Below are 17,241 nucleotides of genomic sequence, written 5' to 3' on the forward strand. Positions count from 1 at the left end.
CGGTCACAGACTTTAGCATTTGCGTCAGGACAATGCTAGTTATGGAGGACTCTATGCTGAAAAAACTCGCCCTGGCCGTTGGCCTGATGTGGTCGCTTGTCGACATGGCGTACGCCGCCGAGGCCGGGCGTGTCGTATTCACTGCCGGACAGGCCCAGGTCGGCCGCCACGCTGCCACCCTCAATACTGCGGTGGGAGAGGGCGACGAACTGTCGACCGGTGGCGACGGCTATATCTATATGAAGACCGTCGACAACGGTTTCCTGATCCTGCGTCCGAACAGTACGGCGCGCGTCGTCACGTATTCGATCGACAAGGCCGATCCGTCCAAGACGCAGGTCAAGCTCGAGCTCCTGCGGGGCGTGGCGCGGGCGATTTCCGGCCAGGGCGTCAAGCAGGCTCGGCAGAATTTCCGCTTCAACACGCCCGTCGCCGCGATCGGCGTGCGCGGGACCGATTTCACCGTGTACACCGACCAGCAGACCACCCGCGTGACCGTGCTGTCCGGCGGCGTCGTGATGAGCGGCTTCGGCGCCAACTGCACGGCCGCGGGCACGGGCCCCTGCGAGGGCCGCAGCGCGCGCGAACTGTTTGCCGGCCAAGCGGGCCTGCTGCTGCAGGTGGAGCGCGGCACCAGCGTGCCGCAGCTGCTGCAGAACCCGGCGCTGGCGCCGGACCAGACGGAAAAGCCGCGCAGCGACGAACCCGCCGCCAAGCAGGCGCTGTCGGCGACGCCGGCGGCCCAGGTCAACCTGGATCCGCAGCGCTCCGAGCAATCGTTGAACAGCGCGCGTCCCGTGACGCCGCCGCCGGCGTCGAACGAGCCGCCGCCGGTCGTCACGCCGCCGCCCGTCGTGATCAACGACCCTACGCCGCCGAAACCGACCCAGCCGTCGCCGCCGGAAATCTTCTGGGGCCGCTGGCAGGCGCTCGCCGGCCTGCCGGCGCAACCGGGGCGTATCGGTGATGCCGATGTGGAAATTGCCACCTATTACGCGCCGTATGCCATTACCCGCGTAAAAAATACGGAGCTCGTACTTCCGAGGGACGGCACGGCCGCATTCAAATTGATGAGTGGTGAAGCGATCATGTCGAATAGCATCGGCGACCGCCCCGCCAATATCCAGTCGGGGCAGTTGAATATGGACTTTTCCAAAAGAACGTTTTCCACGTCATTGGACGTGAGGGCGGGAAATGATCGTGCCGACGTCATCGGTAACGGCGTGATTACCGACAAGGGGATGCTGTATGAGGGAATCGGCTCGCCCACCATCATCCGCGGCTATCTGGGCGGTTCGAACGCCGAACAGGCGGGTTATATCTTCAAGAATTCCGCCACGCCCGGCATCACCGTCAGCGGCGCCACGCTGTGGGGACGCTGAAAATGGCGTCAATTGCGTGGAAATCCGTGAGTATCTGAAATAACGTGTAAATAAATTGTATTAATGAAGTAAAAATTCGTAGCTTTGTGATGGCTGTCACAACGCTACTTTGGTGGTCTGGCAATATACTTCGCAGTTCTGCAAATAGCGTTCCGTATCTCGGCACGCGAACCGGTAGCAGACTTGGTTTAAACCACAATCTTTAAAGGATTTCACATCATGGCAGCACAAGACTACACCAGCGTAGTGCAGCAACTGTACGTTTCGTACTTCGGCCGTCCGGCCGACTACTATGGCCTGCAGAATTTCGCGGCAGCCCTCGACAAGATGGGCGCACCGAAGGACTTCGCCGCGGTGCAAGCTGCTGTGCAGGCCGACAAGGCAGGCACCACCGCGCTGTCGCAACTGGTGAACAGCTTCAACTCGTCGGCTGAGTCGGTCGCCCTGTACGGCAACGACAACAGCCAGATCGGCATCGGCAAATTCGTCAACGCCATCTACCAGAACGTCCTGGGCCGTGACGCCGACAAATCCGGCTTCGACTTCTGGGTCAACGCCATCAACACCGGCGAACTGACCAAGGCCAACGCCGCCGCCGCCATCACCCAGGCAGCACTGACCAACACGTCGGACCAGGGCAAGCTGGACGCACTGACCGTGCAGAACAAGCTGGCCGTCGCCACCGCCTTCACGACCGCACTGGACACCCCGGCCGAGATCACCTCGTTCTCGGGTGACGCAGCTGCCGCAGCCGCACGTTCGCTGCTGCTGGGCGTGAACAGCAGCACCAACCTGACCGCATACCAGGCCAACATCAACGACACCATCGACAAGCTGGGCAACGTCGTCAACGGCCAGACCTTCTCCACGACCGTCGGCGTCGACACGCTGGTAGGCACGAACGGCAACGACGTGTTCAACGCGCTGAACATCGGCGCTGACGGCCATTCCTCGGATTCGACCCTGAGCGCATTCGACTCGATCGACGGCGGCGCAGGCAAGGACACGCTGAACGTCTACACCGACGGCACGACCAATGTTTCGATCCCGGCCAATGCCACGATCAAGAACATCGAAACCGTCAACATCATCAACACCGGCGCCGCTGCTGCCGGCCTGACCGACGCTTCGAAATACGCTGGCGTGACCGCCCTGTGGCAGACCGGCGCTGCTGCCGACGTCGCCAACCTGGCTGCAACCACGACCGCTGGTTTCCACGGCCTGAACGGTACGGTGGGTATCGCTCCTGTTGACGCTGCTGCAACCGCAACCATCGCTCTGGACAAGGCAGTCGAAGGCTCGATCCTGAACGTGACCTCGGGCGCTGCCGGCACGCTGGCTACCGTCGTCGTGGGCGGCACCGTCGTCGACGGCACCGATGGCGGCTCCGATGTTGGCAACATCAACCTGAACATCACCGGCGGCAAAGATGTCCAGACCGTGATGGTCAACACCGCTGTTGCTACCACCGTTACGACCACCGACAACGGCAAGGCAGTCACCACGATCGACGCCAGCGCAAGCACCGGCGCCATCAAGTTCGCAGGCGGCGCAAACACCGTTGCCAACATCAAGACCGGTTCGGGTAACGACGACGTGACCCTGGTTGCCGCAACCGTCAAGGACAAGACCAACGCCACCGTCAACACTGGCGCAGGCAACGACAAGATCACCGTCAACGCATCGGGCGACGGCATCGTGACGATCGCCGCTGGCGATGGCAACGACACCGTGAACGTCACCGGCCGCAACACCGGCGCGCTGAACGTCGACCTGGGCGCAGGCAACGACACCTTCACCTCGACCGTGGCTATCGGCGCGAACGACAAGATCGACGCCGGCGCTGGTAGCGACACCCTGCTGCTGAACCTGGTTGGTTCGGCCAACGTGGGCGCCTTCAGCAACTTCGACGCATTCGACGCCAAAGGCCTGAGCAAAGCCCTGGACATCGACATCCTGTCGCTGAAGAACACCGTCACCGAAATCGTCGCTAGCGGCGACGTCGGCCTCGGCGCTGCTCTGGAGAACGTGGGTGCAGGCGTGGGCTACCGCGTCACCGGCAATACCGCCGGTAACGTACTGACCATCAACCAGAAAGTCGCTGGCGATTTGACCGTGACGCTGGACATCGACGAATCGGGCGATGCCAAGACCACGACCGCTGCCGATGCTCATGCAGCCGTGACCGCCAAAAACGCCACCGGCGTGAAAGTCGTGTTCGACTCGTCGTTCGTCGACGCATCGAAAGCTGCAGGCGACAACGCCGCTGCACTGAACCTGACCGCTGGCGCAGCGAAGACCATCGCTGTCACCTCGGGCGGCGCCAACGCCGAAAACCACCTGACGCTGACCGCCAGCGACGCTCTGACCTCGGTCACCGTCACCGGCGCAAGCGAACTGGTGATCGACTCGGTCACCGGCGCAACCAAGCTGGCATCGATCGACGCATCGGCTGCAACCGGTGGCCTGACCGCCTCGCTGGCTGACGTCGCGAACGGCGGCACCATCAAGCTGGGCTCGGGCGCTGACATGATCACCATCACCAGCGCTTCGACGAACGGCACCGGCAATTTCGAGTCGATCTCGGGCTTCGAGAAGACGGCCGCCGCTGCCGTCGGTTCGGACGCGGATGCCAAGAAGGCCGCAATCGCCGACGCCGACGTGCTGTCGTTCTCGGGTACCGTTGCTGCTGACGGTGGCCAGATCTCGAAGGGCGTGCTGAGCTTCACCGGCGCCGGCCCGTCGACCCTGGATGCTGCTGTCAACCTGGCTGATGGCGCTGCTACCGTCGCTGGCTCCGCTGTCGTGTTCGAATACCTGGGTAACTCCTACGTGTTCGTCCAGGGCGGCGCGACCGACACGCTGGTCCAGCTGGCTGGCATCACCGGCATCAAGAACTTCGCCGAAGACGGTGCTACCGACCACTTCTTCATCGTCTAATCGATGCTTCGGTCGCCATCCGCTCCGGCGGATGGCGCTGAATGACAAGGGCAGGGCGGGTTCGGCGGAACGGTTGTCGCGACTTCTGTAGTGCTGTCGAATGCGGAGCATATCTGCTGGGTGTCGGCCGGATGGATAACACGCACCGGTCCCGGAGCCAACCATGTCCTTCAGGGGCCATGCTGCAAAGCGTGGCCCTTTGTGTTTTGTCTGTTGTTACCAACGTAGTGGCCCAACCTCTCCGAGATTTAATCAAATGCGTTATTAAAATGTGATCCTCGTCACATTTTCTCGATCTTTTAGGCGATAATGTCGCGTCTGCTTGATATTGGGTATTTCCATTCATCAAGTACCTCAACGACGGCCTGAAGATGAACAACAAACAATCCCAACCCAAGAACGAGATCGAGCTCGCGCTACGCAGCTTCAAGAGCACCTTCGTGACCGTGGGCACGTTCAGTGCCATCACGAACCTGTTGGCCCTCGTGCCTTCGCTGTACATGCTGCAGGTCTACGACCGCGTGCTGGCGAGCCGCAATGGGATCACGCTGCTCATGCTCACCTTGATCATGCTCGGCGGCTTCCTGCTGCTCTCGGCGCTGGAAATGATGCGCAGCTTCGTGCTCGTGCGCGTGGGCGCCAAGTTCGACATGATGCTGAACAAGCGCGTCTACACGGCGGCCTTCGAGCAGAACCTCAAGAAGGCGGGCGGCAACGCGGGGCAGGCGCTGAACGACCTGACGAACCTGCGCCAGTTCTTGACCGGTAACGCGCTGTTCGCGTTCTTCGACGCGCCGTGGTTTCCGATCTACCTGATCGTCATCTTCTTCTTCGAGCCCTGGCTCGGCCTGTTCGCGCTGTGCGGTACCGCGGTGCTGATCGTGCTGGCCATCGTCAACGAAAAAGTGTCGCGCGCGCCGCTCAGCGAAGCCAACACCATGGCAATCATGGCCGGCACGCTGGCGACCAACAACCTGCGCAACGCCGAAGTCATCGAATCGATGGGCATGCTGCCCAACCTGATGAGCCGCTGGTTCAAGCTGCACAGCCGTTTCCTGAACCTGCAGGCGGACGCCAGCCAGAAGGCCGGCGTCGTCGGCGCCATCACCAAGTTCGTCCAGTCTTCGCTGACGTCCGGCGTGCTCGGTTTCGGCGCGTTGCTGGCGATCGATGGCCGCATCACCCCGGGCATGATGATCGCCGCGTCCATCCTCGTGGGCCGCGCGCTGGCGCCGGTGCAGCAGGTGATCGCGGTGTGGAAATCGTGGGCTAGCACCCGCAGCGCCTACGGCCGCCTGGCCGAACTGCTGAATGGTAATCCCGAGCGCAGCGCCGGCATGGAATTGCCGAAGCCGGAAGGCATCCTGACGGTCGAAGGCGTCACCGCGGCGCCGCCGGGCGCGGCGCAGGCCGTCGTGCGCGGCCTGTCGTTCGCCATCGCGCCGGGCGACGCGCTGGGCGTGGTCGGTCCGTCCGGCTCCGGCAAGTCGACGCTGGCGCGGCTGCTGGTGGGCGTCTGGCCCGCCGCGGGCGGCAAGGTGCGCCTCGACGGCGCCGATATCTACAGCTGGAACAAGGGCGAACTGGGACCGAACATCGGCTATCTGCCGCAAGACATCGAACTGTTCGGCGGGACCGTCAGCGACAACATCGCCCGCTTCGGCGAAGTCGATCCGGAAAAAGTGGTCGATGCCGCCAAGCGTGCGGGCGTGCACGACATGATCCTGCACCTGCCGAAAGGCTACGACACGCCGCTGGGCGACGCCGGCGCCGGCCTGTCCGGCGGCCAGAAGCAGCGCCTGGGCCTGGCCCGCGCGATGTACGGCGATCCGGCGCTGATCGTCCTCGACGAACCGAATTCGAATCTCGACGAGATCGGCGAACAAGCGCTCGTGCAGGCCGTGCTCGACCTGCGCCGGCGCGGCAAGACGATCGTCCTGATCACGCACCGCACCAGCATCATCGGCGCCACCAGCAAGCTGCTCGTGATGCGCGACGGCGTCGGTCAGATGTTCGGCCCGACCGACCAGGTGCTGGCCGCCCTCCAGGAAGCGAACCAGAAGGCGGCGCAACAGCAGGCCGCCGCCCAGCAGGCCGTCCAGCAGCAGGCCGCCCAGCAGGCCGCGCAGGCGCGTGCCCAGGCCATGCAGGCGCAGACGCCCGCAACGACGGAACAAGGAAGCAAATAATGAAGCTCGTGAAACACAACGATGCGCGCAAGGAAGCGGGCAAGCCCGCGGCCACCGAAGTGATCACCCATGACGTCGAGCCGTTGACCGTCAACACCGATGCGCGCGCCTACGCGCGCCTGGGCTGGCTCATCGTCCTGCTCGGCGTCGTCGGCTTCCTGCTGTGGGCCGCGTTCGCGCCGCTCGACAAGGGCGTGCCGATGTCCGGCACGGTCGCCAAGGAATCGAACCGCAAGGCCGTGCAGCACCAGACCGGCGGCACCATCCAGGAAATCCTCGTCAGGGATGGCGACGTCGTGAAGGCGGGGCAGGTGCTCGTCCGCATGAACGGCGTCACCGCCAAGGCGGGCTACGACATCACCGAGGCCCAGTACCTCAACGCGCGCGCCACCGAGGCGCGCCTGCTGGCCGAGCAGGCCGGCGCGAAGACCATCCGCTTCCCGGACGAGCTGACGAAGCGCGCCAGCGATCCGCGCGTGGCCGAGACGATGACCCTGCAAAACCAGCTGCTGGCCTCGCGCCAGGCGTCACTGCAGAGCGAGCTGGGCGGCGTGGACGAGAACATCGCCGGCCTCAAGTTGCAGATCCAGGGCCTGCAGGAAGGCCGCGAGAGCAAGAAGGCCCAGATGGGCTTCCTCAAGGAACAGCTCGCGGGCATGCGCGACCTGGCGAAGGATGGCTACGTCGCCCGCAACCGCCTGCTGGACCTGGAGCGCACCTACGCCCAGCTGCAGGGCGAGATCTCGGAAGACATCGGCAACATCGGCCGCGCCCAGCGCCAGGTGATGGAACTGACCCTGCGCAAGGCGCAGCGCGTGCAGGACTACCAGAAGGAAGTGCGCACCCAGCTGAGCGAGACGCAGAAAGAGGCGGAAGCCCAGGGCGCGCGCATGAGCGCCCAGCAATTCGAACTGTCGAACGTCGACGTCAAGGCGCCGGTCGACGGCACCGTCGTCAACCTGGCCGTGTTCACCAACGGCGGCGTCGTGCCGCCGGGCTTCAAGATGATGGACATCGTGCCGGCCGACGACCCGCTGATCGTCGAGGGCCAGCTGGCCGTCAACCTGATCGACAAGGTGCACAAGGGCCTGCCGACCGAGCTGATCTTCTCGGCCTTCAATGCCAACCGCACGCCGCGCATTCCGGGTGAGGTCGAGACGGTGTCCGCCGACCGCAGCGTCGACGAGCACACGGGCGTGCCGTACTACAAGGTGCGCGTGAAAGTGACGCCGGAAGGCGCGAAGATGATCGCCGCCCACCACATGGCCATCCGCCCCGGCATGCCGGCGGAACTGTTCGTCAAGACGGGCGAGCGCACGATGATGAGCTACCTGCTCAAGCCGGTCTTCGACCGCGCCCATTCGTCGATGAGCGAGGAATGACGATGGCGCGAGCGATCAGGACGGCCGTGGCCGCGGCCGCATTGCTGGCGCTGGCCGCCGGCAACGCGGGCGCGATCAGCCTGCAACAGGCCTACGAGGCGGCACTGAAGAACGATCCGCAGTACCGCATGCATTACTTCGAGAAGGAATCGGCGCAGGAAAACGAGATCCTCGGGCGGTCGAACCTGCTGCCGCAGGTGTCGGCCAGCTATTCGGCGAACCGCAACGTGGCGGACCTCAACCAGTATTCGAACGACTACCGGACCTGGTTCCCCAGCCACCCCCGCTACATCAGCCGGTCGTCCGCCATCCAGGTGCGCCAGCCGATCCTGAACCTGGACGGCATCGTGCGCTACCGCCAGGGCAAGGTCCAGGCGAAGCAGGGCGCCCAGCAGTTCGAGGCGGATACGAACGACGTGATCCTGCGCGTCGTCGGTGCGTATGCCGATGCCCTGTTCGCCGAAGACCAGGTGGAACTCGCGCGCGTGCAGCGCGACATGTACCAGGAGCAGATGAAGGTCAACGCGCGCCTGTTCGAAAAAGGCGAGGGCACGAAGACCGACATGCTCGAGACCAAGGCGCGCTTTGACCTCGCCGAAGCCCAGCTGGTGGAAACGCAGGACAACGCCCAGGCCATGCGCGACACGCTGGCCGGCGTGATCGGCATGGAGCCCGGCACGCTCGACAAGCTCGGGACGAATTTCCACTTCCAGCCGCTGAAGCCCGCGTCAATGGACGAGTGGCGCAACATCGCGCTCGCGCACAATCCGCAACTGCTGTCCGCGCGCCTGGGTGTCGAGAACGCGCGCCTGGAGATCCAGCGCAACAAGGCGGGCCATGCGCCGCGCGTCGATTTCATCGCGGCCTACAGCAAGGACGACTCGGCGTCGCTGCAGACTTACCAGCAGAACTCCGTGAACCGGACGATCGGCGTGCAGGTGAACATTCCGATCTACCAGGGCGGCGCCATCAGCGCGCAGACGCGCCAGGCCGCCGACAACTGGAACCGCGCCCAGTCCGACCTGGACAACCGCACGAACCAGGTGCTGGTCGAGTTGCGCAAGGCGTACGACCTCGTGCAGAACAGCGTGGCCAAGGTCACGGCGCTGGAAAAGGCCGTCGCGTCCGGCAAGGAGCTGATGGTCGCCACCGAGCAGAGCATCAAGGGTGGCGTGCGTATCAATCTCGATCTGCTCAATGCCCAGCAACAGTTGTACTCGAGCCAGCGCGATCTCGCGCAGGCGCGCTATTCTTACCTGCTCGGTCTGCTGCGCCTGCGCGCCGCGGCCGGCACGCTCGGCGACAGCGACGTGCGCGAAGTGGCAGCGTATTTCCGCTGACACGCTCGCTGTCCGACATGCACGAGGCCCGCTGCGTTCCGCGCAGCGGGCCTTTTTGTTGGCTATCCGAGAAGTAACAATTACACTGCGGAATGTAAGTAGTTACTTCTCTTGAGAAATACTATCCATGAGGAACTCGGCCTGTTGCGCCTGAGTTCGGTGCGCCTCCCGTCCATCAATTCATGTAGCATGAATTTACAACTGTTAGATGGAGGCAGCGATGGCTGACAATGTAAGTGAGATTCAGAAGCTGTACGTGGAATATTTCGGACGTCCCGCGGATCCGGAAGGCCTGAACTTCTGGGTCAGCGCCATGAACCAGGACCCGAACGTGATTACGCAGATCCAGCACGACTTCGCGACGTCGGCTGAATACCAGGCGAATTACGGCGGCAGGAGCAACCACGACGTGGTGGAAGCGGTGTACCACAACATGTTTGGCCGCGAAGGCGATGCGGAAGGCGTGAAATTCTGGACCGACGCCCTCGACAACCACATTCTCAGCATCGAGCACGTGGTCAGCGAGATGGTCAAGGCGGCGCAGACTGCGCAGAATGCCGACAGTATCGTGTTCAACGGCCGCCTCGCCGTCGCCGTCGAGTACACGAACCACCTCGACACGGCGGCCGAGATTTCTGCTTACATGGGACCGAAGGCGTTCGACATCTCGTCCGGCCTGATCAACTCGATCGTCGACCTCGCCAGCGCCGCCATGGCGCGCGACCCCGGCGTCATCGATGCCAATATCGCCCAGATCGTGGGCAGCGCCCAAGGCGTCGAAGCCCCGCACTTCGTGGCTTGAATCGGGTGAGGATGGCACGCACTCTGCGCAAGACGCGCTCGTGATTTACATCGTGCCGGCTCCCGCTGCAGTATCGGGCGGGAGTTTTTTATTATGCGGCCGCGGCGTCCCCGGCGGCGGATTCGATTGTTGCCTTGCCACCCGCGCAATGCGGGCACGATTTGCCGACCACATATTCCGGCGCCAGCTGCTGCCGCGGCGTCACGACGGCACGGCACGCGAAGCATTGCACGGTCTCCGTCGGTTCCAGCTTCGGATTGAGGGCGGTGCGATAGTCGAACACGAAGCAGTCGCCCGTGTAGTGGTCGCCGCCCACTTCCTCGAAATACTTCAGGATGCCGCCGTCGAGCTGATAAACGCGGTCGTAGCCGATGTTTTGCATGTGGATCGCGGCTTTTTCGCAACGGATACCGCCCGTGCAGAACGTCACGACGGTCTTGCCCTTGAGCTCGTCCTTGTGTTTCTCGACGACTTCCGGGAATTCGCTGAACTTGTCGATGCGGTAGTCGAGCGTGTTGTCGAACGTGCCGACGTCGACTTCGAACGCGTTGCGCGTTTCCATCATGACGACCGGGACGCCGTCGTCGTCATGGCCCTGGTCGAGCCAGCGCTTGAGCGTCTTCGGCGCCACGGAGGGCGCGCGGCCCAGTTCCGGCTTGATCAGCGGCATGCGCATCGTGATGATTTCCTTCTTGATGCGAACCAGCATGCGGCGGTGCGACTGTTCGGTCGACACACTTTCTTTCCACTCCAGGTCGGCCAGGCGGGCGTCGCTGTGCACCCAGGCGAGGTACTGGTCGATCTCCGCGCGCGGGCCGGAGACGAACATGTTGATGCCCTCCGGCGTCAGCAGGACCGTGCCCTTCAGGCCCAGCTCGTTGCACTTCGCCTGGTATTGCGGGCGCAATTCTTCGAGGTTGTCGAGGGTGACGAACTTGTAGGCGGCGATATTGACGTGCATGATCGTGAATGCGGGAGAACGTGACATGAAGCCCGCTATTATAAGTCAGCTGCGGGCCGTAAGCGTCGCTTTCCCGGCACGGGCGCCCGTTCATGCACGCCGGACCAGCGTCAGAACCAGTAGCCGAGATTCAGCGTCAGGCCACGGGTGACGTTGCTGCGCACGTAAGAGACGCCCGCACGCAGGAAGCTGTGGCGGTTCGAGGCGTTGCGGTTGGTGCCGAGCGTCACGCCGATCTCCTGGCTGTTGCTGACAAACGGCTTTTCGCCCAGGTAGCGGGTGTCGATCAGCGAGAACTCCGCGGCTGTATCGGCGCCGAACGCCGTCGTCGGCAGCGAGGCCATCAGGCCATTGCGCGTCATCTTCAGCTTGATGTCCGGATCGAACGAGTAATCGCCGCTGCGGAACTTGCCCGTTTTGTACAGGGCGATCATGTTGCCGACCGCGAGATCGACGCCGCCCAGGGGAATGACGTACGTGCTCATCAGCGAGGCGGATGCGACGGTGGAGACGGTGGCGCGGTCGAGCGACGCCACGGCGGAGTAGCGCACGCCCGGCGTCAGGGTCCAGTTGTCGCTGACCGGCAGGCGCACGGCCAGGCCGAGACCGAAGTTATAGGCGTGGGCGTTGCCCGTCTTCGCATCCATGATGGGCATGCTCAGCACGACTTGGCGCCGTGCGTCGCTGCCGCTCCGCCAGGTGTAGGAAAGGGGCAGGCTGGTCGTCTTGACCTGTTCGCCGCCGCCGCTCACGTTGTAGGTCGAATAACCCAGGCCGACGCCGATCAGGTTGTTCGGCGTGCCGGCCGTGCCGCCCGTGGCGATCTTGCTGGCGGTATCGAAGCCGGCTGCGAAGTCGGCGGTGCCGAGCATCGGGATGAGGCCGCCGGCGCCGGTCAGGGCGCTCGAGGCCGAGTGTTGCGACTGGTAGCGCAATACCTTGCCGAGGATGTCGGATTTCTTCAGGAATTCGACGAGTTGTTCCTCGGAGTCGTCACGCGTCGCGCCCGTGAAGGAGCCGCTCATGCCGAGTTCCGGGAAGTTGTAGCTCAGCGTGGTGGAGGCGGTCGCGTAGCGCAGGACGACGTTGATGTCGTCGAAACGGCCTTGCGCCTGGGCGACCGAGTTGTCCCGGTAGCCGCTATTGCTCAGCGTGAAGTTCTTTGCAGAGTCGATGAAGGTATCGACGTTGGACGCGCACAGCGTCTGGCCTGCCGTGCCGTTCACGTCCGCGCGAAAACCGAACGATTTCTGGCAATCCAATTGTTGGGCGGCCGCCGGCAGCGCCATGGTGCCCGCCAGTGCGACGATAAGAGTCGTTTGCTTCAAATGCATGAGTTTAACCCCTAGTTAATAATTGTTGTGGCGCAGCATTATATTTACGAGAAGATTAATGTTGACTATCATTTAATATCTTCTGTTGTTATTTGGTCACGATCTCTTGCCGCCGCGTTCGGCAGGACAAACTCGGCTCATAAAAGTTCGCTGGCGCATATGAGCCGCCGCAAACGGCCGTATTGACGTCTCCCCTTAGGATGGTTTGCATCTTTCAACGAGGGGTGAATCATGACGAAGCCAACATTATTCGGAACCGGGTTCGTGCTGGCCGGCGCCCTCCTGTTCGCGGCGCATGCGGGCGCGCAGGAAGTGATCCCGGTCGAGATGCCGCAGGAAGTCAACATGGTGGGGGCGGGTGCGTTCGGGTTGCCGGACTTCCCCGGCTCCGAGGATTACCATCCCGAAGGTGCGGGTTTCCTGCACGCGAACTTCGGCAATGGCATGTGGTTGCGCGTGATCGGGCCCGAGGTCAGGCTGAACGTGCTGCCGTCCAATATGAACCTGCCGGAGACGTTTGCCCAGCTGAAGAGCCTGCGGGCCGGCTTCCTCTACCGGGCACGGCCGACGCGCGACACGGACGTCGACGATGCCGTCGTGCGCCAGATGCGCCGGATCCCGGCCGCGTCCGAGCTGGGCATCTTCGCCAGCTACGACCTGCCGATGGCCGGCGATCCGCTGCACAAGATCGTGTTCAGCGGCGACGTCGCGTGGAACACGAACAATCTGTACACGGGCGCCACGGGGAGCATCAAGGCGACGTATTTTTATCCCTTCCCGCAGGGTATCGGCGGGCGGCCGCTGCTCGGCTCGGCCGGCTTCAGCCTGTTTTTCGCGAGCGACCATTTCAACGACCGTTATTTCGGCATCAACGGCGCGGATCTCGCCGCGTTCCCGGAGCGGGGCGGGACGCCGTACCGGGCCGAAGGCGGGCTGACGTCGATCCGGGTCCCGTTCCAGCTGATGTCGCAGTTCGACCGGCACTGGGGCGTCACCCTGGCCGGGCGCTACGAGCGGCTGCTGGGGGATGCGAAGGACAGTCCGATCGTGGACCGGCGCGGAAGTTCGAACCAGTGGGTGTTCGGGGGCGCGATCAATTACGCGTTCTGAATATGACCGTCGTCCCCGCGAAAGCGGGAACCCATACTGAGTTGATCAGGACGCTCGGCATGGGTTCCCGCCTCCCCGGGAACGACTTGCTGAGGTCTTGTCAAGAGGAACACCGTGCCGGGATGCAACCCTCCGATTCGGCCGTCCGAGGTAAAATGACAGGATGACTTCCCCGATCTTCACCCACCTCCGCGTCCATACCGAATACTCGATCGTCGACGGCCTCGTCCGTATTGACGACCTCGTGGCTGCCGCCGTCAAGGACCAGCAGCCGGCGGTGGGTGTGACCGACCTGGCCAACGCCTTCTGCCTCGTGCGCTTCTATAAAGCGGCGCGCGGCAAGGGCGTCAAGCCGATCGTCGGGGTCGATGCGTGGATCACGAACGACGAGAACCGCGACAAGCCGTTCCGCCTGCTCATCCTGTGCAAGAACAAGACGGGTTATCTGCAGCTGTGTGAGCTGGTGTCCAAGGCGTGGCTGACGAACCAGTACAAGGGCCGGGCCGAGATCCGCGTCGAGTGGCTGGAAGCGCTCGCGACGTCGGTCTCCACGCTGGAGCCGGACGTGCCGCAATCGAACGGCCTGATCGTCCTGTCGGGCGCGCAGTTCGGCGACATCGGCCAGGCCATCGACAACGGCGACCTGGACAAGGCCGAGGCGTGCGCGCGCCGCTGGGCGCAGATCTTCCCGGGGCACTTCTACGTCGAGATCCAGCGTGCCGGCCAGCCGAACCAGGAACAGCAGGTGCGCCATTCGGTGGCGCTGGCGAACCGGCTGGGTCTGCCCGTCGTCGCGACGCACCCGGTGCAGTTCATCAGCAAGGACGAATTCATCGCCCACGAAGCGCGTGTGTGTATCGCCGAGGGCGAGATGCTGGCCAACGCCAAGCGCGTGCGCCGCTTCAATGAAGGCATGTGCTTTAAGTCGCAGGCCGAGATGGCGGAACTGTTCAAGGACCTGCCGGGTGCCTTGGCCAACTCCGTGGAGATCGCCAAGCGCTGCAACGTCACGCTGACGCTCGGCAAGCCGCAGCTGCCGAACTTCCCGACGCCGGGCATGACGATCGACGAATTCCTCGTCGCGGAAACGAAGAAGGGCCTGGAAGAGCGCCTCGTCGAGCTGTACCCGGATCCGGTGCAGCGCGAGAAGGAGCGCCCGCGCTACGAAGCCCGCCTGGAGTTCGAGAACAACACCATCATCAAGATGAAGTTCCCGGGCTACTTCCTCATCGTGGCGGAGTTCATCCAGTGGGGCAAGAACAACGGCGTGCCGATCGGTCCGGGCCGCGGCTCCGGTGCGGGTTCGCTCGTCGCGTACGCGCTCAAGATCACCGACCTCGATCCGCTGAAATACAACCTGCTGTTCGAACGTTTCCTGAACCCGGAACGTGTCTCGATGCCCGACTTCGACATCGACTTTTGCCAGGAAAAGCGGGAACTCGTCATCCAGCACGTGAAGGACCTGTACGGCCGCGACGCCGTGTCGCAGATCGCCACGTTCGGTACGATGGCGGCGAAGGGCGCGATCCGCGACGTGGGCCGTGTGCTCGACTTCGGCTATAACTTCTGCGACGGCATCTCGAAGCTGATTCCGTTCAAGCCGGGCAAGCCCGTGTCGATCGCCGAGGCGATCGAAGAAGAGCCGATGTTGAAGGAACGCCTCGAGAACGAGGAAGAAGTGAAGCAGCTGCTCGATCTCGCACAGCAGGTCGAAGGCATCACCCGCAACATCGGCATGCACGCGGGCGGCGTGCTGATCGCGCCCGGCAAGCTGACCGACTTCTGCCCGCTGTACACGCAGGGCGGCGACGCCGGCGTCGTGTCGCAGTACGACAAGGACGACGTGGAGGCGGCCGGCCTCGTGAAGTTCGACTTCCTTGGCCTGACCACCTTGACCATCCTCGACCGCGCCGTCAACTACATCCGCGCGCTCGATCCGGTCGACAAGGATTTCGAGCTGTCCAAGCTGCCGTTGACGGACCGGCCGACCTATAAACTGCTGACGGACGCGAAAACCGTCGCCGTGTTCCAGCTTGAAAGCCGCGGCATGCAGGGCATGCTGAAGGATGCGCGTCCCGACCGCTTCGAGGACATCATCGCGCTCGTCGCGCTGTACCGTCCGGGCCCGATGGACCTGATTCCCGACTTCTGCAAGCGGAAACACGGCGAAAAATTCGACTACCCGGACCCGCGCACCGAGTCGATCCTGTCCGAGACCTACGGCATCATGGTCTACCAGGAGCAGGTGATGCAGATGGCGCAGATCGTCGGCGGCTATTCGCTGGGCGGCGCGGACATGCTGCGCCGCGCGATGGGCAAGAAGAAGGCCGAGGAAATGGCCGAGCACCGCGCGATCTTCCGCGCCGGCGCCGCGAAGGACGGCCTGACGACCGAGAAGGCCGACGAGATCTTCGACTTGATGGAGAAGTTCGCGGGCTACGGCTTCAACAAGTCGCACGCGGCCGCGTACGCGCTGCTGTCGTATCACACGGCGTACCTGAAGGTCCACCACACCGCCGCGTTCATGGCAGCCAACATGTCGCTGGCCATGGAAGACACGGACAAGATCAAGATCCTCGTCGAGGACTCGATCGACATGTGCGGCCTGACGATCCTGCCGCCGGACGTCAACGAATCGCAGTTCCGCTTCACGCCGGAAGGCCCGCCGCCGTCCGTCACGGGCAAGCCCGTCAAGAACATCCGCTACGGCCTCGGCGGCGTGAAGGGCGCGGGGCAGGGCGCGATCGAGGCGATCATCGCCGCGCGCGAATCGGGCGGCAGGTTCAAGGATCTGTTCGACTTCTGCAAGCGCGTCGACCGCAAGCAGATCAACCGCCGCACGATCGAATCGCTGATCCGCGCGGGTGCGATGGACTGCTTCGGCATCGACCGCGCGGTGCTGCTGGCATCGGTCGCCTTCGCGATGGAAGCAGCGGGACAGGCCGCCGCCGCCGCCAACCAGGTCAGCCTGTTCGGCGGCGACGATTCCGACCTCGTCGCGCCGCCCGACTATGTGAAGGCGACGCCGTGGACGGACCGCCAGAAGCTGGCCGAGGAAAAGACCGCGCTGGGCTACTACTTGTCCGGTCACATGTTCGACTCGTACGCGCAGGAAGTGCGGCGGTTCGCCAAGACCAAGCTGAAGGACCTGGAACCGTCGCGCGACCCGCGCATGCTGTGCGGCGTGATCACGGGCGTGCGCACGCAGCTCACGCAGCGCGGCAAGATCCTCATCGTGGCGCTGGACGACAAGTCCGGCGTCGTCGAGGTCACCATCTACAACGAGCTGTTCGAGCAGCACAAGAACATCTTCCGCGAGGACGAGTTCCTGCTCGTCGTCGGCAAGGTCTCGGAAGACCGCTTCAACGGCGGCCTGCGCATCACGGCCGAGAAGGTGTTCGACATCGCGACGGCGCGCATCCAGTACGGCCACAAGCTGGAGATGGACGTGGCGTGCACGATCGCGCCGGCGAAGCTGGCCGAGATCCTGCAGCCTTACCGCCACGAGAACGGCCTGCCGGTCAGCCTGCGCGTGACGCCGCAGGGCATCCCGTGCATCCTGCAACTGGGCGACGCCTGGCGCGTGGCGCCGTCGGACGAACTGAAATACGCGCTCGAACTGCACCTCGGCGCGAAAGAGGTCGCGGTCGAATACTGACGCCAGGGCGGCGCAACCATACGCACAAGGCAAGACATTTCGTTAACTGCGTTGTAGCGCCGCCTCGGCCGGATGGTCGAAATATGTATATTTAGGTGTAATTGCATTCCTGCCATTGAGTTTGCAGGACGCTGGGCGATAAA

General features: G+C 63.6%; 10 protein-coding genes. 8 read left to right on the forward strand and 2 right to left on the reverse strand.

Annotated elements, in window-relative coordinates; translation table 11 throughout:
- Window positions 1-53: 53 nt before the first annotated feature.
- From ACEN9H_RS02790 to ACEN9H_RS02815, 6 genes are all read left to right on the forward strand, one after another.
- A complete protein-coding gene (locus ACEN9H_RS02790) occupies window positions 54-1,382 on the forward strand; it encodes a FecR domain-containing protein (RefSeq protein WP_413673697.1) in 1,329 nt (442 codons plus the stop codon).
- A gap of 219 nt (window positions 1,383-1,601) precedes the next feature.
- Window positions 1,602-4,322, forward strand: coding sequence for a DUF4214 domain-containing protein (locus ACEN9H_RS02795; RefSeq protein WP_413673698.1), 2,721 nt, complete (start codon window positions 1,602-1,604; stop codon window positions 4,320-4,322).
- Between the two features lie 371 nt (window positions 4,323-4,693).
- Window positions 4,694-6,511: a type I secretion system permease/ATPase gene (locus ACEN9H_RS02800; protein ID WP_413673699.1), complete on the forward strand. Its 1,818-nt coding sequence runs from the start codon at window positions 4,694-4,696 to the stop codon at window positions 6,509-6,511.
- Window positions 6,511-7,893, forward strand: coding sequence for an HlyD family type I secretion periplasmic adaptor subunit (locus ACEN9H_RS02805; RefSeq protein ID WP_413673700.1), 1,383 nt, complete (start codon window positions 6,511-6,513; stop codon window positions 7,891-7,893). The genes ACEN9H_RS02800 and ACEN9H_RS02805 overlap by 1 nt, the downstream gene beginning before the upstream one ends.
- The gene (locus tag ACEN9H_RS02810; protein ID WP_413673701.1) at window positions 7,890-9,233 is read left to right on the forward strand and encodes a TolC family outer membrane protein; all 1,344 of its coding nucleotides are present in this window, start codon (window positions 7,890-7,892) and stop codon (window positions 9,231-9,233) included. Before ACEN9H_RS02805 ends, ACEN9H_RS02810 begins: the two co-directional genes overlap by 4 nt.
- A gap of 220 nt (window positions 9,234-9,453) precedes the next feature.
- Window positions 9,454-10,035, forward strand: coding sequence for a DUF4214 domain-containing protein (locus ACEN9H_RS02815; RefSeq protein WP_413673702.1), 582 nt, complete (start codon window positions 9,454-9,456; stop codon window positions 10,033-10,035).
- 91 nt (window positions 10,036-10,126) lie between these two features.
- Here ACEN9H_RS02815 and ACEN9H_RS02820 read toward each other — a convergent pair whose 3' ends face one another.
- Both ACEN9H_RS02820 and ACEN9H_RS02825 read right to left on the reverse strand, forming a co-directional pair.
- Window positions 10,127-11,023 carry a sulfurtransferase gene (locus ACEN9H_RS02820; RefSeq protein WP_413673703.1) on the reverse strand — a complete coding sequence of 299 codons (897 nt, stop codon included), beginning with the start codon at window positions 11,021-11,023 and terminating at the stop codon, window positions 10,127-10,129.
- 83 nt (window positions 11,024-11,106) lie between these two features.
- The gene (locus tag ACEN9H_RS02825) at window positions 11,107-12,330 is read right to left on the reverse strand and encodes a hypothetical protein (RefSeq protein ID WP_413673704.1); all 1,224 of its coding nucleotides are present in this window, start codon (window positions 12,328-12,330) and stop codon (window positions 11,107-11,109) included.
- 231 nt (window positions 12,331-12,561) lie between these two features.
- Between ACEN9H_RS02825 and ACEN9H_RS02830 the strand changes: the two genes are divergently transcribed.
- Both ACEN9H_RS02830 and dnaE read left to right on the forward strand, forming a co-directional pair.
- Entirely contained in the window at window positions 12,562-13,440 is an 879-nt protein-coding gene (locus ACEN9H_RS02830) for a MipA/OmpV family protein (protein ID WP_413673705.1), read from the forward strand.
- 163 nt (window positions 13,441-13,603) lie between these two features.
- Window positions 13,604-17,098: a DNA polymerase III subunit alpha gene (dnaE, locus tag ACEN9H_RS02835; protein ID WP_413673706.1), complete on the forward strand. Its 3,495-nt coding sequence runs from the start codon at window positions 13,604-13,606 to the stop codon at window positions 17,096-17,098.
- Window positions 17,099-17,241: the final 143 nt, after the last annotated feature.

The sequence above is a fragment of the Massilia cellulosiltytica genome (assembly GCF_047325105.1).
GTDB lineage: Bacteria > Pseudomonadota > Gammaproteobacteria > Burkholderiales > Burkholderiaceae_D > Telluria > Telluria orientalis.

What these genes read in the sequence shown, in the direction of transcription:
- ACEN9H_RS02790 (WP_413673697.1), top strand. Translation starts at nt 54, where the DNA reads ATGCTGAAAAAACTCGCCCTGGCCGTTGGCCTGATGTGGTCGCTTGTC.
- ACEN9H_RS02795 (WP_413673698.1), top strand. Translation starts at nt 1,602, where the DNA reads ATGGCAGCACAAGACTACACCAGCGTAGTGCAGCAACTGTACGTTTCG.
- ACEN9H_RS02800 (WP_413673699.1), top strand. Translation starts at nt 4,694, where the DNA reads ATGAACAACAAACAATCCCAACCCAAGAACGAGATCGAGCTCGCGCTA.
- ACEN9H_RS02805 (WP_413673700.1), top strand. Translation starts at nt 6,511, where the DNA reads ATGAAGCTCGTGAAACACAACGATGCGCGCAAGGAAGCGGGCAAGCCC.
- ACEN9H_RS02810 (WP_413673701.1), top strand. Translation starts at nt 7,890, where the DNA reads ATGACGATGGCGCGAGCGATCAGGACGGCCGTGGCCGCGGCCGCATTG.
- ACEN9H_RS02815 (WP_413673702.1), top strand. Translation starts at nt 9,454, where the DNA reads ATGGCTGACAATGTAAGTGAGATTCAGAAGCTGTACGTGGAATATTTC.
- ACEN9H_RS02820 (WP_413673703.1), bottom strand. Translation starts at nt 11,023, where the DNA reads ATGTCACGTTCTCCCGCATTCACGATCATGCACGTCAATATCGCCGCC.
- ACEN9H_RS02825 (WP_413673704.1), bottom strand. Translation starts at nt 12,330, where the DNA reads ATGCATTTGAAGCAAACGACTCTTATCGTCGCACTGGCGGGCACCATG.
- ACEN9H_RS02830 (WP_413673705.1), top strand. Translation starts at nt 12,562, where the DNA reads ATGACGAAGCCAACATTATTCGGAACCGGGTTCGTGCTGGCCGGCGCC.
- dnaE (WP_413673706.1), top strand. Translation starts at nt 13,604, where the DNA reads ATGACTTCCCCGATCTTCACCCACCTCCGCGTCCATACCGAATACTCG.